The organism is Thermotoga petrophila RKU-1 (assembly GCF_000016785.1).
Lineage (GTDB): Bacteria > Thermotogota > Thermotogae > Thermotogales > Thermotogaceae > Thermotoga > Thermotoga petrophila.
Window position 1 is genome coordinate 16,247 of record NC_009486.1, and the last position, 21,256, is coordinate 37,502.

Here is a 21,256-nt window from a genome sequence, read left to right on the forward strand (position 1 = left end):
TTTTGGAGACCATATTCAGTTTTCTCGAGGAAAAATTCCTTGCGTGGATGTGTATTTTCACGAGGTTTACGGGATTTTTTTTGATCGCTCCTTTCTTTTCCGAGAGAGCGTTCCCTGTTGAGGTGAGAGTGTTTCTGGGACTGTTCACGAGCTGGTTGATGCTTTTCACAGTTGATGTATCCATACCCTTGAACACACCTGTTTTGAGTTTCACTTTGAATCTGTTTTTCAACTTTCTCGTTGGGTTCGGAATCGGTTTTATCGTTTATCTTTTTCTTCAGGCGTTCAACGGGGCGGGATACATCTTTGGTTTTCAAATCGGATTCGGAATGGAAGAAGTGCTGGCTTTCGGTGAAGAAGAAACAAACCCCACGGGAGAATTGGTTTATTTTATAGCCCTCACTGTTTTTGTGCTGATAAAGGGACCTGTTCTCGTGTTCGAGGGCTTGAAGGATTCAATCGATGTCTTCCCCGTGAATCTCACAGGTGTTGCGGACGGGTTCTTCTCCTACGTCGTGGAAAGATCGAGTGACTTCTTTGTGCTGATCCTGAAGATAGGAGCACCAGTTATCGCTTTCATGCTCATCATAAGCATCGTTCTCGGTATCGTTTCGAGGCTCATCCCACAGATGAACGTTTTCATGGTTGGATTGCCCCTGAAAGTGATCATTGGGGTTATATTGATTCTGGGGATGTTACCGATATGGGCGGAAGTGGCTCAGAAGATTTCAGCGCTCAGCTGGAACGCTATTCAGGAACTTCTTGGGAAATAGAGCTCCTGCTCTTTGCCGAAGCAGAGAGAACAGAGCGCGCCACTCCCAGAAAAAGAAGGAGAGTAAGAGAAGAAGGTAGAGCTCCCGTATCCAGGGAGCTCAACATGGCCGTCACCTTTCTCGTGTTCGCTTTAGCGCTGAAGATCTTTGGATATCAGGGTGTAGAGAGGATCACAGAAGACGTTCAGGCCTTTCTCTCGTTTGAAGAAACAGAGGATTTACTCGTGAATGCAGTAAACACTTTTAAAGACGTGCTTTTGATCATAGGAGCCTTTGTGGTCTTCTCCATGGTCGCAGGTGTTATGATTGGGGCCCTTCAAACGAGATTTTTGTTTGCTCCGAAAGCGTTGAAACCGGACCTCAACAGAATCAACCCGATAGAAGGTTTTAAGAGATTGTTCTCACTCAGATCACTCGTGGAACTTTTGAAGTCTGTCCTTAAAGTCGCCATCGTGGGGATCGTGGTCTACCAGGTCTTGAAAAACAGATGGGACGAAATGATTCTCTTAACAGAAATGAACGTGAACGACGCCTTTGCTAATTTCTGGGACATCGCATCCGAGATCACGTTGAAAAGCGGAATGGTCCTTCTCGCTCTTGCCGTTTTCGACTACTTCTACCAGAGATGGGAATTCGAAAAGAGCATCCGCATGACGAAGCAGGAAGTGAAGGATGAACTGAAAGAAGTGGAAGGAAATCCCGAGATAAAGCGAAGACAAAGACAGATGATGTATGATATCCTACGAAGAAGAATGATGGAAGAGGTCCCGAAGGCGGATGTCGTGATCACCAACCCCACTCACTTCGCTGTTGCTTTGAAGTACGATCCAGATACGATGAACGCACCAGTTGTGGTAGCGAAAGGTGTGGATCATCTGGCACTGAAAATAATAGAAATCGCAAAGGAGAACGATGTACCCGTTTTGAGAAATCCGTCTCTTGCGAGGGCTCTATACTATAAGACGGAGATAGGTGAAGAAATTCCGGTAGAATTTTACAGGATAGTGGCGGAGGTACTCGTTTACGTTTACACGAAAAAGGGCGTGAGAATTTGAAGAATGTGGATATAATCGTTTCTCTGATGATAGTCGCTATCGTTCTTTTGATGGTGCTTCCTGTACCGGACAGGATGCTGGATTTCTTCCAGATCCTGAATATAACTCTTTCCATGATCATACTGTTTTCCACCATGTACATAAGAAACGCCCTTGAACTCTCTTCATTTCCAACACTACTTCTTGTGGTGACCCTGTTCAGACTCGGCCTCAACGTAGCCTCAACAAGGCTCATACTCCTTGAGGGTCCAAAGTTCCAGGGACGGGTTATAAGAACCTTCGGGGATTTTGTTGTGAAAGGAGATTACGTCGTTGGTCTCATCGTCTTTTTCATCCTCGTCATTATCCAGTTCATCGTCATCACCAGGGGTGCGGAGAGAATAGCGGAGGTAGCTGCAAGATTCACTCTCGACGCTATGCCCGGAAAACAGATGAGTGTGGATGCCGACCTGAACAGCGGATTGATAACCGAAGAAGAAGCGAGGAAAAGGAGAGAAGACATCAGAAGAGAAGCGGACTTCTATGGAGCCATGGACGGTGCGAGTAAATTTGTGAGAGGGGATGCCATAGCGAGCATCATAATCGTTTTTATAAACATAATCGGTGGACTTCTGATAGGCATGCTCAGACATGGGATGAGCCTTGCAGAGGCTGCGCAGGAGTACGTGATTCTCACCGTAGGAGATGGCCTTGCGGCACAGATCCCGGCTCTTCTCGTTTCAACCGCCACCGGTATAATCGTATCCAGGGCCGCATCCAAGGAAAATCTCGGGAAAGATCTTGTCACGGAACTTTCGAGAGAAACAAAAGTACTTCTTTTCACCGGTGGAGTGCTGATTTTTCTGGGAATCTTCACTCCTATACCGTTCTTCAGCGCCATTCTTGGTGGAGCGCTGATCTTTCTTGCGATGTACACCTCCAGAGCCGTTCCTCAAGAAGAGCTGGTGGGACCTGCTCCTGCAGAAAGACCCGGTGGGCCTGTTCTATCTACACCTGAAGAGGTTTCTGAGATCATACAGAGCGATACCGTTGAGGTGGAGATCGGCTATGGACTGATACCGCTCGCCGATCCATCACAGGGAGGAGACCTCCTCGATAGAATCACTTCCATCAGAAAACAGCTCGCGTTCGAGCTGGGACTCGTCGTTTCCCCCATCAGGGTGAGGGACAGCGTTCTTTTAAAACCCAATGAATATTCCATAAAGATCCGTGGAAGTGAAGTTGCGAGGTACGAGCTCGTACCCAACAGGCTCCTCGCCATAAATCCAGGGACTGCTAAGGAAAAGATTCCCGGTATTCCAACCAGAGAACCAGCGTTCAATCTGGAAGCATACTGGATAGAAGAGTGGAGAAAGGAAGAAGCCCAGCAAAAAGGTTACACGGTCGTGGATCCACCAACTGTGTTCGCCACGCACCTTTCTGAAGTTCTGAGGAGACACGCCGATGAGCTCCTCGGCTTCAAAGAGCTCGAACTTCTTATAGAAGGACTGAAAGAGAAGTTTCCCAAGCTGGTGGAAGATCTCATACCAGATGTTTTGAAACCCGCTGAAGTCAAGAAAGTGCTTCAGAGACTTCTGAAGGAAGGGGTGTCCATTCGAAACCTTCCAACGATCTTTGAAATTCTACTTGAGAGTGCTGAGAAAAGTAAAGATATAGACTACCTTGTGGAAAGTGTGAGAAAGGCACTGAAACGTCAAATAGCTTCGATGGTCCGCTCCGAAGACGGGAAGATACACGCGATCGTTCTGGAGAGGGACCTCGAACAGAAACTCCTGGAGTCGCTGAAAGAAATAGGAGAAGAAAGGGAGCTCCTTCTCAACCCTGAAGTCTCAAGAGAACTGATGAACAAGATTTCAAACGAACTGGGAAATCTGATGAAAAAAGGCTATCAACCTGTGATTGTGTGTTCGGCAAGGGTCAGACCTTACTTCTCCAGATACGTAATGCGAACTATCCCGGGTGTTTCTGTGATCTCTTACGATGAAATACCCGATGACTACACCCTTCAAATTGAAGGTGTGGTGAAATTATGAAGATAAAAAAATACGTTGCTGAGAGCATCAGAGAAGCGATGATCATGATAAGAAGAGAACTGGGGGAAAACGCCGTTATTTTGAGTTCTCGAAGAATAAAAAAGGGGGGATTCTTTGGAATAGGTGGAAAAACGTACTTCGAAGTGACAGCTGCGGTTGAGGAAGAGAGAAAGAGAGAGGAAAACACGAGTTACAGACTCCAGGAAATACTCGTAAAGAATCGACAGAGTTCGAACGATAATATCAAAGGGGAGTTCGATGAGATAAAAAGGACGATAAACGAGATAAAGCAGATGCTTGTAACTGAAAAGAGGCAGACTCTACCAGAAGGGCTTTCAAAAATTCTTTACGGTATGGAGAAACAGGAAATTCTCCCAGAGATCAGATACAAGCTGATAGATTTTCTGAGAATGAAGTTTGGAGATCTGGATCCGAATTCGAACGAGACTTTCAAGATTCTGTCGGAGCAATTCGCAAACCTTGTGAAGACAAATGCACCAGATTTCAAAAACGCGAAAGTACTCTTTGTGGGAACAACAGGTGTGGGGAAAACAACTTCACTCGCCAAACTTGCAGCCCGTTTCAAGATAGACGAGAAAAAACGCGTCGCTATACTGACGCTTGACACGTACCGGATAGCAGCGGCAGAGCAGTTGAAGATATATGCGGATATCATGGATATTCCCATGAAGATCGCCTACACTCCAAAAGAAGCGGAATACGAAATGATGGCTCTGAAAGATTACGATATCGTTCTTGTGGATACAGCCGGGAGAAGCCATCAAAACGATCTTCAGATGAGCGAACTCAGAGCACTTTCGGAAGCTGTAAAACCAAACATCACTTTTCTGGTAATTTCTATGAACTACAAACTCGATGACGTGAAAAGAATCGTTGAAAGATTCTCCACCGTGAAACCAACTCACATCATTCTCACCAAAATGGATGAAACATCGGTTTACGGAACATTCGTGAACATATCGGAAATCACGGGACTTCCCATTGCGTTCGTTACAAACGGACAGAGGGTCCCCGATGATATATTCGAAGCGAACCCTATGGAGCTTGCCAGGATTGTCGCCGGTGAGGTGTTGAATTATGCCAGATCAAGCGGAACATCTGAGAAAGACTGAACCGAATATAATAAGTGTTCTCAGCGGTAAGGGCGGTGTTGGAAAGTCCGTGATAGCTGTCAACCTTTCCCTTGCTCTTAAAGAGAAAGGGTTGAGAGTACTTCTGTTCGATGCCGACGTGGGATTTGGAAGTGTCGAGATCCTTCTCGGTTTCATGGCCCCCAAGACCCTGAAAGATTTCTTCAAGTCAAATGTGAGGATAGAAGACATCGTTTTTGAAACAAAATACGGTGTGGATGTTCTCAGTTCAGGAATAGACATAGAAGATCTCATTCTTTTCAATTTGAGCGATCGCCGGCGCTTCTTCGACGAGTTTGCCAGACTTCTCAAGAAATACGATTACCTCGTGATAGATTTTCCACCGGGGTACAACGAAAACCTGGATGAGTTTTACATTCAATCAGACTTCCTCATTCTCGTTACCACCCCAGAACCAACCTCGATCATAAACACCTATACTCTGATAAAGCTTCTTTCGGTAAAAGGAATAACACCCGAAGAGATATTTCTGGTGATGAACATGGCTAGGAATATGAAAGAAGGAAGAATGGCAGCCGACAGATTGAAAAGGGTGGTCGAAAGGTTCGTTGGTTTTACGATAAAAAACTACTTTGTGATAAAAGAAGATCAGGTCGTACAGAAGAGTGTGTCTTCACAGGAGCCGTTTGTACAGTTTCACAGTCATTCACAGCCATCCCTTGCCATCTACGGTCTGAGAGAAAAGATCTTGAAGGAACCCGTTCAAAAGAAAGGTTTTCTGAGCAAGATAAGACAGATGCTGGGAATAGGGTGAGAAAGAATGGAGTACTACACAGAGCTCGTAAATGCAAAGGACGTGATAAAACCAGGTCAAAATGTGATCGTAGAGGTTTCTGCGCCGGAGGATCTGGAAGGTCAATACAAGAGCAGTGTGCACGACGTGGACTTTGAAAGGGGAATCCTCACTCTTTCGATGCCGAGTTTTAAAGGAAGATTGGTCCCACTTCCTCGCGGAACCAGGTGTACTGTGATGATACTGGACAGCTCTGCGATCTATGTTTTCAGGACGAGTGTGCTTGAAAGTGGTAGAGACGAAGACGGCTTTCCGGTGACAAAAGTACCGTTTCCCGAAAGATTGAGGAAAATTCAAAGAAGGAGATTCAAGAGAATAAAGATATTTCTCGAAGGAACGTACAGGGTCGCTTCGAGAGATGAACCACCGAAAAGATTTGTGACGAAGGATTTCAGTGCCGGTGGTATGCTTATGGTAGCTGAAGATATCCTGACGCCTGAACAGATCATATACGTTACACTCGAACTGGACGAAGATCTAAAACTCAAGGATCACCCAGCGAGAATCGTGAGAGAAGCGGGCATCCTCGAAACGGGAGAGAGAATGTACGGCGTAGAATTTTTGAACGTTTCCCCGGCTTTGGAGAGAAAACTGGTTAGCTTTGTCTTCAAGAAAGAAATAGAGATGAGAAACAAGGAAAGGAGTGAAAGCGAATGAAGATCTCAGAAAGACAGAAAGATCTTTTGAAAGAAATAGGAAACATAGGAGCCGGAAACGCTGCCACGGCGATTTCTTACATGATAAATAAGAAGGTCGAAATCTCCGTTCCAAATGTAGAAATTGTACCTATCAGTGATGTCATATTCGTAGCGAAAAATCCTGAAGAAATAGTCGTCGGTGTGAAAATGCCTGTAACTGGAGAAATAGAAGGAAGTGTACTTCTCATAATGGGAACTACTGTTGTGAAGAAAATACTCGAAATTCTGACAGGCCTGGCTCCCGACAATCTGTTGGATCTCGATGAGTTTTCCGCTTCGGCGCTTCAGGAGATAGGGAACATAATGTGCGGTACTTACGTTTCAGCTCTCGCGGATTTTCTTGGTTTCAAGATCGACACACTTCCCCCACAGCTTGTCATCGACATGATATCTGCCATATTCGCAGAAGCTTCCATAGAAGAGCTGGAAGATAACTCGGAAGATCAGATAGTGTTTGTAGAAACGCTTCTGAAGGTGGAAGAGGAAGAGCCTTTGACATCCTACATGATGATGATACCAAAGCCGGGATATCTGGCCAAGATCTTCGAAAGGATGGGGATTCAGGAATGAAAAAAGTCATCGGAATAGGAGAATACGCGGTTATGAAGAATCCTGGAGTGATTGTGACCCTTGGGTTGGGATCCTGCGTTGCTGTATGTATGAGAGATCCTGTGGCAAAAGTCGGAGCCATGGCACACGTTATGCTTCCAGACAGCGGCGGAAAAACGGACAAACCCGGCAAATACGCGGACACGGCTGTAAAAACGCTGGTGGAAGAGTTGAAGAAAATGGGAGCAAAGGTGGAAAGACTGGAAGCAAAAATAGCGGGCGGAGCCAGCATGTTTGAATCTACGGGGATGAACATAGGAGCGAGGAACGTAGAGGCTGTGAAAAAACATCTGAAGGATTTTGGAATCAAACTACTGGCGGAGGACACGGGGGGCAACAGAGCAAGGAGCGTTGAATACAATATTGAAACTGGAAAGCTTCTCGTGAGAAAAGTAGGTGGTGGTGAACAATTAGAAATAAAAGAAATTTAGTGTGGGACAAGGAAAGTATGATAAGAAGCTTGCTTCCGTTTATAAAGAGAACAGCTGAGGATTTGGCACAGACCCTACCTCCAAACGTGGAGGTAGATGATCTGATTCAGGAAGGAATCGTCGCAGCCCTGTCTTCTCTGGAAAGATACGATCCATCAAAAGCGAGTTTCACAACGTTCATAATGAAAAGAGTGAAAGGTGCCATGTACGACTATTTGAGAAAAATAGACTGGATGCCGAGGAATCTGAGAAAAAACGTGAAGATGATCGAAAGAGCGATATACGAAAGCGAGGAGTTTCCATCCGATGAAGAGATAGCCAGAAAAACCGGTCTTGAATTGAAGGAAGTCGTTCGTGCAAGAAACGAGATGATGAGGAAGCAACTTCTCATGATAGATGCGATGGAAGACGAAATCGTTCTGAAAACAGAGGGGCCAGACGAAAACGCGTACCGTGAACTTCTGGTGGAGGAGATGAAGAAGGCAATAGAAAAACTCTCGGACAAAGAAAAGCTGGTTCTGTCTCTCAGATTCGAAAAGGATCTATCTTTGAAAGAGATAGCGAAAGTACTGGATGTTTCTGAATCCCGTGTTTCTCAGATTATAAGTAAGTCCCTTCTGAAAATAAAGAAAGAAGTGATGGGCGATGATCAGGCCGGTTGACTTCCAGGGATTTGTCGTGAAGGGTGTGGAGTCTGTTCAAAATGTCTCTCAATCGTTGAACCAGCAAACACTGGTTCAGCAGGCTCTTTCCCAACATCTATTACATCAGATTCAAAGAGAACAGAGTTCAGTTAAAGAGAGCAACACAACTGAAAGAGCGGAAGTGAGAACTTCCACAGAAGGAAGGCAAAGGGGTTTCTCGCAGGCTAAAACACACTCTTCGCTGAAAAAGAAAAAAACGTCAATAAAAGAAGAAAACAAGGGGTTGTTCATGGACGTGAGAACATGACAATAGCATATCTCGATTCAAGAAAGATAGAGGGAAAGTTCATAGGTGGGCTCCTTTCAGTCGATGAAAGAGGAATCCCTGTGGAGTTCAAGTACACAGATCCAGTGGTTCCAAACGAACTCCAGAAAATTCTCTACGGCAGTTCAATCGACACTTATTTGAAGGGAGAACTGATTGCCAAAACGCTGCTGAAGAAAATGGAGAAAAAACCGGATTTCGTTTTTGTACACGATCCGGAGTTGCTGGAAGTGGACGACAGGCTTCTTCTGATCGCAGAAAGAACTGAAAAATTAGAAACCCCCACCCGTGTGTCTGAAGAGGAAGTTCTTCTGCCGTTCAAAGGATCCTCAGTGAAAATTGTGGGAAAAGTATCCGATGAAGACATGAAAAAACTCGCTGATCTTCTGGAGACCTTCGATGTTATGGAACCGTTTCAGAGGCTGGAAAGGGCGCTGGAGTATCTATGTTCGGAAAAATAGTTGTGCTGATAAAGAAATGGATAGAGGGTTTTCTTCTTGAATTGAAAGGGCCTTCTGTTGAAGAAGCAGATACTTCTTTTCAACTTCCAGACGTAAGAGAACAGCCTTTCCAGAACAAGGTGAACGTTTTCTCTCTAAAAGAAGAAACAACGGTTCACGAGGGTACAACAAACCAGCAACAGATCTCTATAAAAGAATGTTCCCTTGAGAATGAAATACGATGTAAAACAGGAACTCCAGAAATTCTAATCTCCGGAATTCACCTTTTTAACCCTGAACTCTCGGACGTATCGTTCCACAGCGAAAACGTTCATTTCATAGTAGATGCGAAAACGATCCCGTCTGAAGAGATGGATGTTTTCTCAAATACCGACATTCCAATCTTGTGGAGAATGAGAGTAAAAAGAGAGGTGCTCGTCGACAGAAAAAAAATAGAAGGAGCACTGAAAGTGCTCCTGAATAGTCTGAAAGATAGAAAGATTGACAGGATCAAATTTGTCGGTTATTACAAAAATGTTCCTGCTGGAAAAATCAGCTTGTTTTCTTCTGATCTTCTCGTTGAGATCGATAAAGGTCCTTCTAAGAATCTCGTCGTTTTTGAATTAGAAATCAACGGAGAAAAGAAGCACGTTTTCATCTCTGTTCAATGAGCTTTGAAAGTTCTTCGACGTTTTCAAGCACTATTTTGAAAAACTTGAAGGCTTCCGTATCCACTTCGGAATTTCGGTCCATAAAGTAGTACATCACCTTCTTTTTAAATTGCTCCCTTTCCTCGGCAGACATCTTGAGAATTTGAGTGACTATTACTTTGATTCTCGAATCTTCCTCCATTACTTTAACTATTTCTCGTATTTCCGGCTTCATCACTCATTTTTGTTATTTTCCAGAAAGACTTTGAAAGAAATACCTGTTCTCACATCATCCCCTATTTTGATTTCAATGAAACCCGGTACAACGAAGAGATCCTTTCCGGATTCTTCCAGAAATCTTCTTGCAACTGCCAGAGCCTTTACTGCCTGGTTCACTGCACCAGCACCGATAGCCTGAATCTCCACCTTTTCACTCTTGGTAAGGGAACCCGCTATCGCACCGGCTACCTTGTTGGGGTTCGAGTTCGAACTGACCTTCAGGATTTCCATCCTACCATTCCTCCTTACTCACGGGTTTCTAATCTGCATTTTATCATAAAAGAATTGGAGATTTCAAACTTGTTCCAAACTGACTTCTCTCAGGTATCTAGCAGCATCTTCTGGTGGCACTATGTTTATGTAAAATCCCGTTCCCCATTCGAAGCCCGCTACTTTTGTCAATCTCGGGAATATCTCTATGTGCCAGTGGTAATAATCCTTGCCTTCAAGACTCGTAGGAGCGGTGTGGATCAAAAGGTTGTAGGGCGGATTATCTAAAGCGGCGTATATCCTGTAGAGAACGTTCTTCAGGATCTTTGCAAGAGACCCAACTTCATCCTCAGATATCAGGTGAAAGCTGTTCATGTGTCTTTTTGGAAGAATCCACGTTTCGAACGGAAATCTGGCAGCGAAGGGTTCCAGAGCTATGAAGTGATCGTTTTCCTCAACGATTCTCTCCCTCTCTTTCTTCTCCTCGTCTATGATATCGCAGAAAGGACATCTTTCCTTGTACTCGTAATATTCCTTGGAACCGTCGAGTTCTTCCTGAACCCTCTTTGGCATGATGGGGAGTGCGATTATCTGGCTGTGAGGGTGGCTGAGAGAAGCTCCTGCGTCCTTTCCGTGGTTCTTGAAAATCAGTATGTATTTTATTCTCTCATCCTTCATGAGCTGCTCGTATCTGATCTTGTAAGCCCAGATGACTTCTTCCACGTTTTTGTAATCCATAACGGCAAGGTGAGAATTGTGATCGGGAGTTTCAACGACCACATCGTGGTAACCAAACCCCATCGCTGCATCGTACATACCTCTTCCGTATTTTCTCAAAGGCACGTCGGGATCAACCGCTGGGAACTTGTTTGGAACAACACGCACCCACCAGCCGGGTGTGTTGGGTTCTGTGTCGGCAGGCCTGAAGGCGAAAATCTCCGGTGGTGTGGTGTGTTCATTACCGTAATCGAAGGGACAGAAGCCCTCCCGTACTTCTTCTACTTTCGTTCTTGCAAAATCGTGGGGCCTTTTCGCTCTCTCGGTGGCTATGATAACCCACCTTTTTATAATGGGATCCTTCCTGAATTCGGGCATGCTTTCACCTTCCAACCTTTGCAAGGGCTTTTTTGTAAAGATCAACGTACTCTTTGGCAGACCTGTCCCAGGACAGATCCGTGTTCATGGCGTTTGTCATGATTCTTCTCCAGTGATCTTTTTCCCTGTAGTAAAAGTGCAAAGCCTTCGAAACAGCCTTCAACAGATGAGCAGAATCGTACTTCTTGAATCCAAAACCCGTTCCTTCCATCGATTGTGGATCGTATTCTTTCACAGTATCTGCCAGGCCTCCCGTGTATCTCACAACGGGGATTGTTCCATATCTCATGCTGAACATCTGTCCCAAACCGCACGGTTCGTATCTGCTCGGCATGAGGAATATGTCCGCACCAGCGTATATCTTCTGCGCCAGCTCGACATCGAATTTTATGTTCGCTGATACTTTGTCTGGATACCTCTCCTGGAACTTTCTGAAGGCGTTTTCGTACTGTTCGTCTCCCGTTCCAAGAACAACGATCTGAAGATCGAAGAGCATCAGATAATCCATCACATCAACCAGAAGGTCCAGACCTTTTTGAGGGACGAGTCTGCTTATCAACCCGGCTACAGCCGTTTCCTTGTTAACGGGAAGTCCCAGTTCTTCCTGGAGTTTCACCTTGTTTTCCCACTTGAGTTCAAGACGATTCACATCGTAGTTGACGTAAATGTATCTGTCCGTAGCTGGGTTATAAAGCTCGTAATCTATTCCGTTCAATATACCGTAGAGATCTTTCGAACGCATTCTCAGTACACCCTCGAGTTTCTCGCCGTACTCTTCCGTCTGAATTTCCTCGGCGTAAGTGGGGCTAACCGTGTTTATCACATCGCTGAACACTATTCCACCCTTGAGGAAATTCAGCTGTCTGTAGAACTCAAGGCCGTCGATAGTGAAAACATAATCGGGAAGGCCTGCAAAAGAGAGGTACTTCGGATCGAACACGCCCTGATATCCAAGGTTGTGTATCGTCAAAACCGTGGCCGTTCTGGAAAAGTAAGGATCGTCCCTGTAAACGGTTTTCAAATAGACAGGAATCAGAGCGGTTTGCCAGTCGTTCACATGGACGATATCGGGCTTCAAATCAAGATGTTTTACCAGATCCAGAGTAGCTGCGCAGAAGAAAATCGCCTGTTCACCAAGATCTGGCCCCGCATAGACATCTTCCGCGGAGAAATAGTAATCGTTGGCAACGAAATACGTTTTCACATCGCTACCGGGAAGAACGGATTCGTATATATCGAACTTTTGATCGGTTTTGACATGAGAAACAGAGAGACCTTCGGCTACTTTCTTGATCTCATACCCAAATTTCTCTGCATTTTTTTCAACGATTCTGTGTTTCGGCATAACTATCGTGACATCCACCCCGTGTTTCTTCAAATACTTTGGAAGAGTTCCAGCAACGTCCGCCAGTCCTCCTACTTTCGCGAACGGAAAAACCTCGTAAGAAACGAATACTACCTTCATTTTTTCACCTCCAGTTTCAGCGGTGCGTCGTGTGGAAAAACTAAAAGATCGATCCTTCCAACTCTGTCAAGGAAGTTCTTAACCTGAACACTTCCGTACCCTTTGATTATATCATAGTAGCTAAGCCTGTTAGGTGTTATATCCCCCGTGATCAGCACTCTTCCCGCATTCTCCGTATCGAGAAGAAAAGAAAGGTGCTCTCTGGCGTGCCATGGGGTGTGAAACACCTTTACTTTTTCATCGAACAGCGACTCTTCTCCCTTCAGAAGCACCACATTCTTCCACGAAGAGATCACTTTTGAATAGATTCTTCCCACGATCGTACCAAAAGAAAGATAGTTCTTCGTTTTGTAAGCTTCATGAACATAGAAAGTAGCATTCTCGAAGAGGACAGAGTTGAAGATATGATCGAGATGCACATGCGTGAAGAGAACGTCCGTTATATCATCCGGGGAGATTCCCAGCTCAGAGAACTTTTCTTCCAGTTCGTCCATAGAAGAGAGGTTACCGGGGTCGATGATGATTCTTCTGTCCTTGTGTTCCAGATAAACGACTGTGGAAAAGTGAGCGTTCAACCTTCCTGGAACGAAAACGCTTCCTCCCGTTACGAGGATTTTCAATTCCACTCGGTATCACCCCACAAGGTAACTCAAAATCGCCACGAACAAACAGTAGTAAGAAAACTGCCATATCTTTCCAGATCTCACAGATCTTGAAAGCACGTAAAGAGCGAAAAGGCCAGAAAGAAAAGCAAAAATCGGTGCCAGAATGGTTATATTTCCCTTTTCTAAGCCGAGGATTCCTGCACCCAGAACGACGGGTATGGACATCAGAAAAGAGTATTGAAGAGCATCTTCACCTCTGTACTTCATGAACAAAAGAGAAGACACTGTGATTCCACTTCTCGAGATACCCGGAAAGAGAGCAAAAAGCTGGGCAATCCCAACAAGAAGGGCATCGAGGAAACTCATGTTTTCCATTCTCTTTTCACCAGACGAAGAATACCTGGTAAACATCAGGATCAAAGCGGTTACAGAGAAAAACAGAGGGAGGAAGCGTGGCGAAGAAAACAGTTGATCGATTTGTTTTTCGAAGAGAACTCCAAAAACGCCAGCCGGAATGGTTGAAACAATCAGATTCAGGATGATTCTCCAGCTTCTCAGGCTCCTTCTTATACCATCGAACGCAAAAAGAACAACGGATACCAGCGTCCCAAGATGCAGAACAGCCGTCTGGTAAGCGTTCAGATCCGTCTTTAACAGATGCGACAGAAGAGTCAGGTGTCCGGAACTGGAAACGGGAAGAAACTCAGTCAACCCCTGTATTATTCCGAGCAGCAGATCCACGTCAGAACCCCTCTTCCTTTTCGATGGATTCTATTTTTATCCCAAGACTTTCAAAAAGCTTGATGAGTGTTCCTTCATCTACCGCGTCCACTTTGATGAGAACCTCTCTCTTGCCATCTTGTGACCTTGTTGTGATAACGGATAAGATGTTTATGTTACTGAGCGCTAAGGCATCTACAACCTTCCTCAACTCTCCAGGTTTGTCCTCGAGAAGGACAGAAAAACGGATACCAGGAACGTCCATCGCCAGAGCCTCTATGAGCGCTTCAAGAAAATCATGAAGACTCACAGCACCCTTGAGGCGCATCTCTTCATCAACCACCGGAAGGTAAGGCTCCTGGTGCTCCAGAAACAGAAGAAGAGCGTGGGTGATGTTGTCTTCTTCGTGGACGAAAAAGTCCGGAAGGGAAACTTTATTGAATACAGAAGAATCGAGATCCAGATCCAGCAAATCCTCCTTGTTCACCACTCCTCTGAAGTGGCCTTCCCGATCTTTGACAATACATTCGTTCGTCTGGTACTGCCTCATCCTGTGCAGACATTCTCTCACTGTAGCTGATTCTTCAACCATCGGGAAGTCCTGGGTGACCCATTTTTTGACTTTCATCGTTCCACCTCCTCGAGTAGTTCATTCAGATAGTGTTTGAGACGTTCCAGAACGAACTCTTTTGAAACACGTTCTTTTATCTCTCCCTTCACGAATATAACAGCTCCATCCCTGAGACCGGCCACTCCCAGATCGGCATCTTTTCCTTCTCCAATACCGTTCACAACACATCCCATAACAGCTATTTTCAATCTCTTTTGAACGTGAAAGAAATTCTCTTCGATCATCTTCGCCATGTTTTCGACATCTATTTCTGCTCTGCCACAAGTGGGGCAGGCTATCACCTCCACACCTTCCCTGAGACCGAGGGCTATGAGGATTTTCTTTCCGACGATAACCTCCCTCACTGGATCTCCAGATATGGATACCCTTATGGTGTCACCTATGTTTTTCAGAAGGAGATGACCTATAGCAATGGAGGATTTAACAACGGCCGTTTCCGAAACTCCCGCCTCGGTCACCCCAAGATGGATGGGATATTCGATCTTTTCAGCAATGTACTCGTTCGCCTTTATCGTTTCGAGTATATCTGAGCTCTTCACCGAGACGACGATATCATAGAACCCTTCCTTCTCGAGTAGTCTGACTTCCTCGAGAGCGGATTCTGCCAGATCTTTCCACCTTTCTGAGGTTCTTCTCTTTATGGATCCCACGTTCGCTCCAACACGAATGGGAATGCCTTTTCCTTTCGCAGCCGCGACGACATCCTTCAGCCGATCCCTACTCATATTACCTGGATTGATCCTTATTTTGTCTGCTCCATTATCAATCGAAAGAATAGCAAGCCTGTAATCGAACTGAATATCCGCAACAAGGGGAATCTCTATCTGTTCCTTTATTCGTCTGATTGCTTTCGCATCTTCTTCATCTTGAACGGCCACCCGAATGATCTCACAACCAGCCCTTTCAAGGCGTTTTATTTGGGAGATGGTTCTTTCCACGTCGGCCGTCTTCGTCGTGGTCATAGACTGAACACTCACGGGGGCGCCTCCTCCGATCACCACGTTCCCGACTTTCACACTCTTTCTCATATTCCCATCATCCTTCCTATGTCGAGGAACGTGATGTAAAGGAAGAGTATCATGAGAAAGATGAACCCAAGAAAATGAATGATGTTTTCGACCTGGGGATTGAGTCTTTTTCGAGTGATCATTTCCACAAGCGAGAAGATAATGCGACCACCATCGAGCGCCGGAAGTGGCAGAAGATTCAAAACACCCAGACTGATTGTTATCACGGCCACAACTGTGAGGACTGCCTCCAGACCCGTTTTGGATGCCGCGCTGATCACGCCCGCCAGTCCCACCACTCCCACTATCTGTCCTGTCTGAACATTCCTGAAGAAGTTCTTCAGAGAAGAGGCAGTCGTCAGTAACACATAGTTGCACGCCTTCACAGAAAGATTCACCGCTTCCAGAGGATTCTTCGGTTTATAACGGGGAACACCCATCTCCAAGAGATCGGGCGTTTCGAGGATGTTCTTCAAAAATGAGGCCTCCACGTTTTTCTCTATCGTGCTGTCACCCCTTTTTATCACTACTCTGACGCTGCCTGAAAGTCCTCTCCACCATTCGAGATCATTTCCCTGCAAACTCACCATCATGGCGTCTTTTCCCAGTGTCAGCCTCTGATAAAGCACCACCAGATCCTGCCATCCTTCTATCTCCTGATCTTCCACCCGGACTATACGATCTCCCTTTTTAAAGACGAAAAGCCCTTCTTTAAAATAAATGTCCTTTTTGAACACAGGAGCGAGCCCGGAGAAGGATATTCCGATCATATATCGGGCCGGAATTTCGTTGAACTGCTTCAGAATTCCCTTTACCGTTCCTCCTTCGAACTCAAGAACCACGTATTCGTTCACAAATTCTTTGAGAACAGATGTGTCTCTGTTTCCGTTAACTGAGACGAGTTTTCCCGAAGGAGTTCCTTCTGCACTTTCGAGAACGAACTCGTACGTTTCGGGATACATTCTGGGGATTAACCTGAGAGATTTCTTCTCACCATTCCTGATGATAACCAGTTCAACAGGCAGTCCTTTCTGAATCTCGTTCGAGATGATCGACGTGTCGAAAGCGATCTTTCCGTTTATGGAATAGACGACATCTCCTCGCCTCAGTTCAGCTTCTTCTGCGGGACTTCCCGGCACAACTTCATCTATCCCGGGAAGCGCGATTCCCCAGTTAAGAGTGATAGGGAGAAAGAGGAGATAACCCGCGAGTATTGAAAAGAGAGGACCCGCAAGGGTGATCAGAAATCTCTGCCAAGCGGGTTTCGCGTAGAAACTCTTTTCTTTCTCTTCCTCGTCTGCTATCTCTTCTCCTTCTTCGCCGAGCATTCTCACGTATCCACCTATGGGAAAGACGTTTAGTCTGAAGGTAGTTTCCCTTCCCTTCACAGAAAAAATCTTTGGTCCAAATCCAATCGCGAACTCCAGAACCTTCACTTTAAAGAGCCTCGCAAAAAGATAGTGGCCGAGTTCGTGGACCATTATGACACCCGTCAATATCAATATGAAGTAGACGATAACCATTCTGTCACCCTCTCCGCTTTTTTTATCGCTTCGAAATGAATTCGCTCCACATCATCCAGCGTTCGCGGTTGTGGATATCCTTGAAACTCTTCGAGAGTTTTCTCTATCACTCTGTGGATACCACCGAACCTTATTCTCCCTTTCAGAAAGGCTTCGACCGCTACTTCGTCCGCCGCGTTGAAAGCTGTTCTCAGAGCGTAAGAATCCTTTATCTCTTTCAGAAGAAAGAACGCAGGGTATTTTTCGGGATCGGGATCTTCAAAAGAAAGGCTGATGGTCCTCAGAAAAAACGGTTCAAGAGCGACGCGTCTCGGATAGAAAAGAGCATAACTTATCGGTATTCTCATATCCGGTGGTGATACCACCATTTTGACGTTTCCATCGGGCAAAACCACCGCTCCGTGAACCAGCCCCTCTCTGTGTATCTTCACTTCTATCTTCTCGAAGGGCAGCTCGAAGAGCTCCATGGCTTCCAGAACTTCGAACGCCTTGTTCACCATTGTTGCAGAATCTACCGTTATACGGGCTCCCATATTCCACACGGGATGCCTGAGCACGTCTTCAGGTCTTGCTCTATCGATCTTGGAAATCTCCCAGTCTCTCAAAGCACCTCCAGAAGCTGTCAAAACCACCTTTTCCACTTCTGGTTCTATCACCTGAAAGATGGCACTGTGTTCACTATCGACCGGAATGAGTTCAGTTCTTTTCTCTTTGAGTTTTTTCTTCACCAGAAATCCGCCGCACACGAGAGATTCTTTGTTTGCAAGGCACACCCTTTTCGAGTGCTCCAGAGACGAAAGCACCGCCCTCAATCCACTGAATCCCGAAACTGCTACCATTGTGATGTCAGGCTTCAGCGCTTCCAGCATCTCTTCTATGGAATGAGGACCTTTCCAGACGTTGATCGAACTGTCTTCGAACTCCACATCACCCGTGACCGCCACGTTTTTCACGTTGAATTCCTTCACGATCTTGAAGGCCAGCTCCAGATTGCTGTGAAACGAGATGCCTATCAATCGAATTCCCTTCACTTTTTTCAAAACATCGAGTGTCTGAGTTCCTATGGATCCAGTGGCACCCAGTATCACGAGGGTTCTTTCTTCCATCTGAAGTAGATCAAACCTCCCTTCTTCACTTCTATCGTGACCCTATCGCTCACAGCTTCGTTGCTCACACCGTAGGGTTTTGTGATGGGCATAACGGCATCCTCAAGGGTGTATTTGAAGCCTTTGAGAGTCACACCTTCTGCGTCGCCACCGAGCGGTAGTATGGACCACTTTTCCCCAGGAACAGCGGAAAGAGTTTTTGCTCCTTCCACGTAACCAACCGTAAGAGAAGATGATTCAAGGGTTGTGTTTTTGAAGCGTTTTAACAGGTAGAAAAGAGCGAGCACCATGTCGAGGCGTTCTCCCTTCCATCCGAAGACAACCTTTTCTTCCTCTTCAAACTCTCGAAGTGCAAGTTCAAGGTCTATTTCGTCCTTCTCTCTTGGAAATATCTTCAGCGTTACCCCGTGTTGTTTCAACCACTCCATGGTTTCCTCTTTCGCCGAATCGGCATCACCTATGAAAAGATCTGGTACAATGTTTCTTGTTCTCAGGTAGTTCGCTCCTCCGTCCACCGCCACGATCCTTTCACAACGGGAAACATCCACGAACTCTTCGTAGGAACCGTTTGCAAAAATACACACCATGGATTTCTACTCCTCCTTCTCGTTCAAGGCCCTGATATAATTCTATCAGGAGGCGGTGTTTTCGATGAGAGTACCGGGAAACATTTCTGTTCAGACGGAGAATGGAAAGGTAGTGAAAATTATCTTGGGATCGAACGAAACAGAAGGTCCGGAGGAGATTCTCCGCGAAATAGAAGAATACCTTTCAGGTCAAAGAAAAAGCTTTTCATTCCAGGTAGAGATCAGAGGCACACCCTTTCAGAAAAGAGTCTGGGAAGAAGTTCGAAAAATCCCGTACGGTGAGACGAAAACTTACAGCGAGATAGCAAAAAAACTCGGAACGTCCCCCAGAGCAGTGGGACAGGCTCTTTCGAAAAACCCTCTTCCTCTCTATATACCGTGCCACAGGGTGGTTTCTAAGAAAGGACTCGGTGGTTTCAGCGCAGGCTTGGAATGGAAGAAATACCTGATCGATCTGGAGAGATTCAGAAAATGAAGAAATTCCTTTTATCCTTCTTCATAGCTTCACTTTTGACTTTTTTCTTACTGTGGGGTCTTTATTTCTTCTTCACAAAAGACCTTCCTCCTCCCGAGGAGAAACTTGTGCCGACCATCAGACTGTTTTACAGTGACGGAACTCCACTGCTTGTCTCCAGGAATATCTGGATAGACCTCTCCGACATTCCAGAGAAATTCGTTGAGATACTCCTCACCTCCGAGGACGAGGAATTCTACAAACATCCAGGATTCGACCTCATGGGATTTCTGAGGGCGTTGATCATTGATATAAAGACACTGAGTTTCTCACAGGGCGGAAGCACCATCACACAGCAACTCGCCAGGACGCTTTATCTTTCGATGGACAAATCCATCGTCAGGAAATTGAAGGAAATCTTCATATCCTTCTGGCTTGAACGCATAAGAACCAAAGATGAAATCCTCGAGATGTACATAAACTCCGTCTATATGGGAAACGGAATATACGGATTCCAAACGGCCTCTAAATTATACTTCGGAAAGGACCTCTCTGATCTTTCGGTGCCGGAGATGTGTGTTCTTGTGGCTCTGATCAAATCCCCCGAGAACTTCAATCCTTTAAAAGATCCCGAGACCTCCCGAAAGAGGGCGAAGATCGTCCTGGACAGGTTACTGACGGAGAAAAGAATCAGCACTCAGGAATACGAGAATTACTCTGCGGAACTTTCAAAACTCGAGTTTCACACACAGCAGATGAACGTGGACGAGGAACTCTTCTGGAGGGTCGTGAGAGAAGCCCAGGACCTTGGATTTTCGCTGAACGAACTCAGGTACGGCTACAGGGTTTATCTCACATTGGATAAAGAACTTCAGAAAAAGGTGTACAACACGGTCGAAGATGATAAGACAGCTTTTGTTGGTGTGAAGGTGAAAACAGGAGAGATAGTGGCTTATCGAGGAGTCGGCCTTCAATACGGAACCGGATGGAGACAGATAGGATCAGCCATAAAGCCCCTGTATTATTACTATGCCGTTCTCAAGGGAAGAAACCCTTCCGATCTTCTTTTAGATCTTCCCCTGAAGATCGGAGAGTGGGAACCAGAAAACTTCGATAAAACTTTCAAAGGATCAGTCAGTTTGAAGGAAGCGCTCGTCGACTCGAGGAACATTCCTTCTGTGTTACTTTACTCGTATTTGCAACCAGAGAGTGTGAGAAATTTTATAACGGAAGTATTGAAGCTGAGAGCCAGATATCCAGACGACCTCACCGCTTCCCTCGGTACCGTGGAAACCGCCCCGGAAGAAGTTGTGAAGGTTTATTCAGCCATCTTCAACGGAGGAGTGGTTCTGGAACCGTACATCATCGACAGAATAGAAGACAGAAACGGAAAGATCGTCTACAGAGGATACCCAAAAGTCCTGTCCGTCGTTCCGTCTTTCGTGAGATCCCCTCAGGAAGCGAGTGAAATATTGAAGGGTATTTTAAAGGAAGTGGTTGAGAGAGGCACCGGTGTTCGGGCAAAGATTCCGGGAAAAGAAATCGCGGGAAAAACAGGAACGGCAGAAAAGAACGCCTGGTTCATTGGAGGAGATGATGATTACATCTTCGCGGTGGTGAAGGACGGGGAAAACCTTCTTGGTGGAAGAGATTGCGCTCCAGTGTGGAAAGAAATAGCGAGCAGCTGGGAGAAGTTCGAGGGAGATCTTCGATACAAAAGGCTGGACAAACCGGGAATTTCTCTTATTGACGATAGAACAATAGAATATCTGGACTACGCGAGACTGGTTGAACTGGTCAATGGGTCAAAACTTCCTGTAAGCGTTCTGGTCAAAATTCTACAGCTCATGGGCTACAATCATCAGATTGAGTTCCTCTCAAAATTGAACAGCGTGGATCCGATACTGTCCCTTGAAATCTGGAAAAAGTTTTTGATGGAAGGAGGTTGAGC

The 21,256-nt window shown here is 45.6% G+C and carries 25 protein-coding genes; 14 read left to right on the forward strand and 11 right to left on the reverse strand.

The features are described from left to right. The first annotated feature begins 2 nt into the window (after positions 1 to 2). The 12 genes from fliR to TPET_RS00140 are packed head-to-tail and all read left to right on the forward strand — an operon-like array spanning position 3 to position 9,644. On the forward strand, positions 3 to 773 hold the full coding sequence (fliR, locus tag TPET_RS00085) for a flagellar biosynthetic protein FliR (protein ID WP_011942724.1): 771 nt from the start codon (positions 3 to 5) through the stop codon (positions 771 to 773). Beyond that, positions 704 to 1,828, forward strand: coding sequence for a flagellar biosynthesis protein FlhB (gene flhB, locus TPET_RS00090; RefSeq protein WP_011942725.1), 1,125 nt, complete (start codon positions 704 to 706; stop codon positions 1,826 to 1,828). The genes fliR and flhB overlap by 70 nt, the downstream gene beginning before the upstream one ends. Beyond that, positions 1,825 to 3,861, forward strand: coding sequence for a flagellar biosynthesis protein FlhA (gene flhA, locus TPET_RS00095; RefSeq protein ID WP_011942726.1), 2,037 nt, complete (start codon positions 1,825 to 1,827; stop codon positions 3,859 to 3,861). Before flhB ends, flhA begins: the two co-directional genes overlap by 4 nt. After that, positions 3,858 to 4,994: a flagellar biosynthesis GTPase FlhF gene (gene flhF, locus TPET_RS00100; RefSeq protein WP_011942727.1), complete on the forward strand. Its 1,137-nt coding sequence runs from the start codon at positions 3,858 to 3,860 to the stop codon at positions 4,992 to 4,994. The genes flhA and flhF overlap by 4 nt, the downstream gene beginning before the upstream one ends. Then, positions 4,960 to 5,787, forward strand: a complete 828-nt coding sequence (locus TPET_RS00105; protein ID WP_011942728.1) for a MinD/ParA family protein — start codon at positions 4,960 to 4,962, stop codon at positions 5,785 to 5,787. The genes flhF and TPET_RS00105 overlap by 35 nt, the downstream gene beginning before the upstream one ends. A gap of 6 nt (positions 5,788 to 5,793) precedes the next feature. After that, complete coding sequence (locus TPET_RS00110) at positions 5,794 to 6,483, forward strand: flagellar brake protein (RefSeq protein ID WP_011942729.1); 690 nt, start codon at positions 5,794 to 5,796, stop codon at positions 6,481 to 6,483. Beyond that, positions 6,480 to 7,094, forward strand: coding sequence for a CheY-P phosphatase CheC (cheC, locus tag TPET_RS00115; RefSeq protein ID WP_011942730.1), 615 nt, complete (start codon positions 6,480 to 6,482; stop codon positions 7,092 to 7,094). The genes TPET_RS00110 and cheC overlap by 4 nt, the downstream gene beginning before the upstream one ends. Beyond that, positions 7,091 to 7,564 (forward strand): chemoreceptor glutamine deamidase/glutamate methylesterase CheD, encoded by a 474-nt coding sequence (cheD, locus tag TPET_RS00120; RefSeq protein ID WP_011942731.1) that lies wholly within the window; start codon positions 7,091 to 7,093, stop codon positions 7,562 to 7,564. The genes cheC and cheD overlap by 4 nt, the downstream gene beginning before the upstream one ends. Beyond that, positions 7,564 to 8,226, forward strand: a complete 663-nt coding sequence (locus TPET_RS00125) for a FliA/WhiG family RNA polymerase sigma factor (protein WP_012310273.1) — start codon at positions 7,564 to 7,566, stop codon at positions 8,224 to 8,226. Before cheD ends, TPET_RS00125 begins: the two co-directional genes overlap by 1 nt. Beyond that, positions 8,210 to 8,515, forward strand: a complete 306-nt coding sequence (locus TPET_RS00130) for a hypothetical protein (protein WP_011942733.1) — start codon at positions 8,210 to 8,212, stop codon at positions 8,513 to 8,515. Before TPET_RS00125 ends, TPET_RS00130 begins: the two co-directional genes overlap by 17 nt. Beyond that, complete coding sequence (locus TPET_RS00135) at positions 8,512 to 8,994, forward strand: hypothetical protein (protein WP_011942734.1); 483 nt, start codon at positions 8,512 to 8,514, stop codon at positions 8,992 to 8,994. The genes TPET_RS00130 and TPET_RS00135 overlap by 4 nt, the downstream gene beginning before the upstream one ends. Then, positions 8,979 to 9,644, forward strand: coding sequence for a hypothetical protein (locus tag TPET_RS00140; protein WP_011942735.1), 666 nt, complete (start codon positions 8,979 to 8,981; stop codon positions 9,642 to 9,644). Before TPET_RS00135 ends, TPET_RS00140 begins: the two co-directional genes overlap by 16 nt. Here TPET_RS00140 and TPET_RS00145 read toward each other — a convergent pair. The 11 genes from TPET_RS00145 to TPET_RS00195 form a co-directional block, all read right to left on the reverse strand. Next, the gene (locus TPET_RS00145) at positions 9,628 to 9,858 is read right to left on the reverse strand and encodes a hypothetical protein (RefSeq protein ID WP_011942736.1); all 231 of its coding nucleotides are present in this window, start codon (positions 9,856 to 9,858) and stop codon (positions 9,628 to 9,630) included. The two genes, TPET_RS00140 and TPET_RS00145, sit on opposite strands and share 17 nt — an antisense overlap. Beyond that, positions 9,858 to 10,133, reverse strand: a complete 276-nt coding sequence (locus TPET_RS00150) for a stage V sporulation protein S (protein ID WP_004080683.1) — start codon at positions 10,131 to 10,133, stop codon at positions 9,858 to 9,860. Before TPET_RS00150 ends, TPET_RS00145 begins: the two co-directional genes overlap by 1 nt. 63 nt (positions 10,134 to 10,196) lie before the next feature. Next, positions 10,197 to 11,207 carry a galactose-1-phosphate uridylyltransferase gene (gene galT, locus TPET_RS00155; RefSeq protein ID WP_011942737.1) on the reverse strand — a complete coding sequence of 337 codons (1,011 nt, stop codon included), beginning with the start codon at positions 11,205 to 11,207 and terminating at the stop codon, positions 10,197 to 10,199. Between the two features lie 4 nt (positions 11,208 to 11,211). Then, the gene (locus TPET_RS00160; protein WP_011942738.1) at positions 11,212 to 12,672 is read right to left on the reverse strand and encodes a glycogen synthase; all 1,461 of its coding nucleotides are present in this window, start codon (positions 12,670 to 12,672) and stop codon (positions 11,212 to 11,214) included. Further along, positions 12,669 to 13,298: an MBL fold metallo-hydrolase gene (locus TPET_RS00165; protein ID WP_011942739.1), complete on the reverse strand. Its 630-nt coding sequence runs from the start codon at positions 13,296 to 13,298 to the stop codon at positions 12,669 to 12,671. Before TPET_RS00165 ends, TPET_RS00160 begins: the two co-directional genes overlap by 4 nt. A 6-nt stretch (positions 13,299 to 13,304) precedes the next feature. After that, positions 13,305 to 14,018 carry an undecaprenyl-diphosphate phosphatase gene (locus tag TPET_RS00170; RefSeq protein WP_011942740.1) on the reverse strand — a complete coding sequence of 238 codons (714 nt, stop codon included), beginning with the start codon at positions 14,016 to 14,018 and terminating at the stop codon, positions 13,305 to 13,307. A gap of 1 nt (position 14,019) precedes the next feature. Further along, a complete protein-coding gene (locus TPET_RS00175; protein WP_011942741.1) occupies positions 14,020 to 14,625 on the reverse strand; it encodes a CBS domain-containing protein in 606 nt (201 codons plus the stop codon). Beyond that, on the reverse strand, positions 14,622 to 15,656 hold the full coding sequence (ispG, locus tag TPET_RS00180) for a flavodoxin-dependent (E)-4-hydroxy-3-methylbut-2-enyl-diphosphate synthase (protein WP_011942742.1): 1,035 nt from the start codon (positions 15,654 to 15,656) through the stop codon (positions 14,622 to 14,624). Before ispG ends, TPET_RS00175 begins: the two co-directional genes overlap by 4 nt. Continuing rightward, entirely contained in the window at positions 15,653 to 17,158 is a 1,506-nt protein-coding gene (locus TPET_RS00185) for a M50 family metallopeptidase (RefSeq protein WP_011942743.1), read from the reverse strand. Before TPET_RS00185 ends, ispG begins: the two co-directional genes overlap by 4 nt. Beyond that, on the reverse strand, positions 17,134 to 18,264 hold the full coding sequence (gene dxr, locus TPET_RS00190; protein WP_011942744.1) for a 1-deoxy-D-xylulose-5-phosphate reductoisomerase: 1,131 nt from the start codon (positions 18,262 to 18,264) through the stop codon (positions 17,134 to 17,136). The genes TPET_RS00185 and dxr overlap by 25 nt, the downstream gene beginning before the upstream one ends. Next, the gene (locus tag TPET_RS00195) at positions 18,243 to 18,851 is read right to left on the reverse strand and encodes a thiamine diphosphokinase (protein WP_011942745.1); all 609 of its coding nucleotides are present in this window, start codon (positions 18,849 to 18,851) and stop codon (positions 18,243 to 18,245) included. The genes dxr and TPET_RS00195 overlap by 22 nt, the downstream gene beginning before the upstream one ends. 64 nt (positions 18,852 to 18,915) lie before the next feature. Here TPET_RS00195 and TPET_RS00200 point away from each other — a divergent pair, with 64 nt between their 5' ends. Both TPET_RS00200 and TPET_RS00205 read left to right on the forward strand, forming a co-directional pair. After that, entirely contained in the window at positions 18,916 to 19,326 is a 411-nt protein-coding gene (locus tag TPET_RS00200; RefSeq protein WP_011942746.1) for a methylated-DNA--[protein]-cysteine S-methyltransferase, read from the forward strand. Beyond that, positions 19,323 to 21,254 (forward strand): transglycosylase domain-containing protein, encoded by a 1,932-nt coding sequence (locus TPET_RS00205; RefSeq protein ID WP_011942747.1) that lies wholly within the window; start codon positions 19,323 to 19,325, stop codon positions 21,252 to 21,254. Before TPET_RS00200 ends, TPET_RS00205 begins: the two co-directional genes overlap by 4 nt. Positions 21,255 to 21,256: the final 2 nt, after the last annotated feature.

Coding starts and splice junctions, on each gene's coding strand:
- flhB (WP_011942725.1), top strand. CDS start 704: ATGGGCGGAAGTGGCTCAGAAGATTTCAGCGCTCAGCTGGAACGCTAT.
- flhF (WP_011942727.1), top strand. CDS start 3,858: ATGAAGATAAAAAAATACGTTGCTGAGAGCATCAGAGAAGCGATGATC.
- TPET_RS00105 (WP_011942728.1), top strand. CDS start 4,960: ATGCCAGATCAAGCGGAACATCTGAGAAAGACTGAACCGAATATAATA.
- TPET_RS00110 (WP_011942729.1), top strand. CDS start 5,794: ATGGAGTACTACACAGAGCTCGTAAATGCAAAGGACGTGATAAAACCA.
- cheC (WP_011942730.1), top strand. CDS start 6,480: ATGAAGATCTCAGAAAGACAGAAAGATCTTTTGAAAGAAATAGGAAAC.
- cheD (WP_011942731.1), top strand. CDS start 7,091: ATGAAAAAAGTCATCGGAATAGGAGAATACGCGGTTATGAAGAATCCT.
- TPET_RS00130 (WP_011942733.1), top strand. CDS start 8,210: ATGATCAGGCCGGTTGACTTCCAGGGATTTGTCGTGAAGGGTGTGGAG.
- TPET_RS00135 (WP_011942734.1), top strand. CDS start 8,512: ATGACAATAGCATATCTCGATTCAAGAAAGATAGAGGGAAAGTTCATA.
- TPET_RS00140 (WP_011942735.1), top strand. CDS start 8,979: ATGTTCGGAAAAATAGTTGTGCTGATAAAGAAATGGATAGAGGGTTTT.
- TPET_RS00145 (WP_011942736.1), bottom strand. CDS start 9,858: ATGAAGCCGGAAATACGAGAAATAGTTAAAGTAATGGAGGAAGATTCG.
- TPET_RS00150 (WP_004080683.1), bottom strand. CDS start 10,133: ATGGAAATCCTGAAGGTCAGTTCGAACTCGAACCCCAACAAGGTAGCC.
- galT (WP_011942737.1), bottom strand. CDS start 11,207: ATGCCCGAATTCAGGAAGGATCCCATTATAAAAAGGTGGGTTATCATA.
- TPET_RS00160 (WP_011942738.1), bottom strand. CDS start 12,672: ATGAAGGTAGTATTCGTTTCTTACGAGGTTTTTCCGTTCGCGAAAGTA.
- TPET_RS00175 (WP_011942741.1), bottom strand. CDS start 14,625: ATGAAAGTCAAAAAATGGGTCACCCAGGACTTCCCGATGGTTGAAGAA.
- ispG (WP_011942742.1), bottom strand. CDS start 15,656: ATGAGAAAGAGTGTGAAAGTCGGGAACGTGGTGATCGGAGGAGGCGCC.
- TPET_RS00185 (WP_011942743.1), bottom strand. CDS start 17,158: ATGGTTATCGTCTACTTCATATTGATATTGACGGGTGTCATAATGGTC.
- dxr (WP_011942744.1), bottom strand. CDS start 18,264: ATGGAAGAAAGAACCCTCGTGATACTGGGTGCCACTGGATCCATAGGA.
- TPET_RS00195 (WP_011942745.1), bottom strand. CDS start 18,851: ATGGTGTGTATTTTTGCAAACGGTTCCTACGAAGAGTTCGTGGATGTT.
- TPET_RS00200 (WP_011942746.1), top strand. CDS start 18,916: ATGAGAGTACCGGGAAACATTTCTGTTCAGACGGAGAATGGAAAGGTA.
- TPET_RS00205 (WP_011942747.1), top strand. CDS start 19,323: ATGAAGAAATTCCTTTTATCCTTCTTCATAGCTTCACTTTTGACTTTT.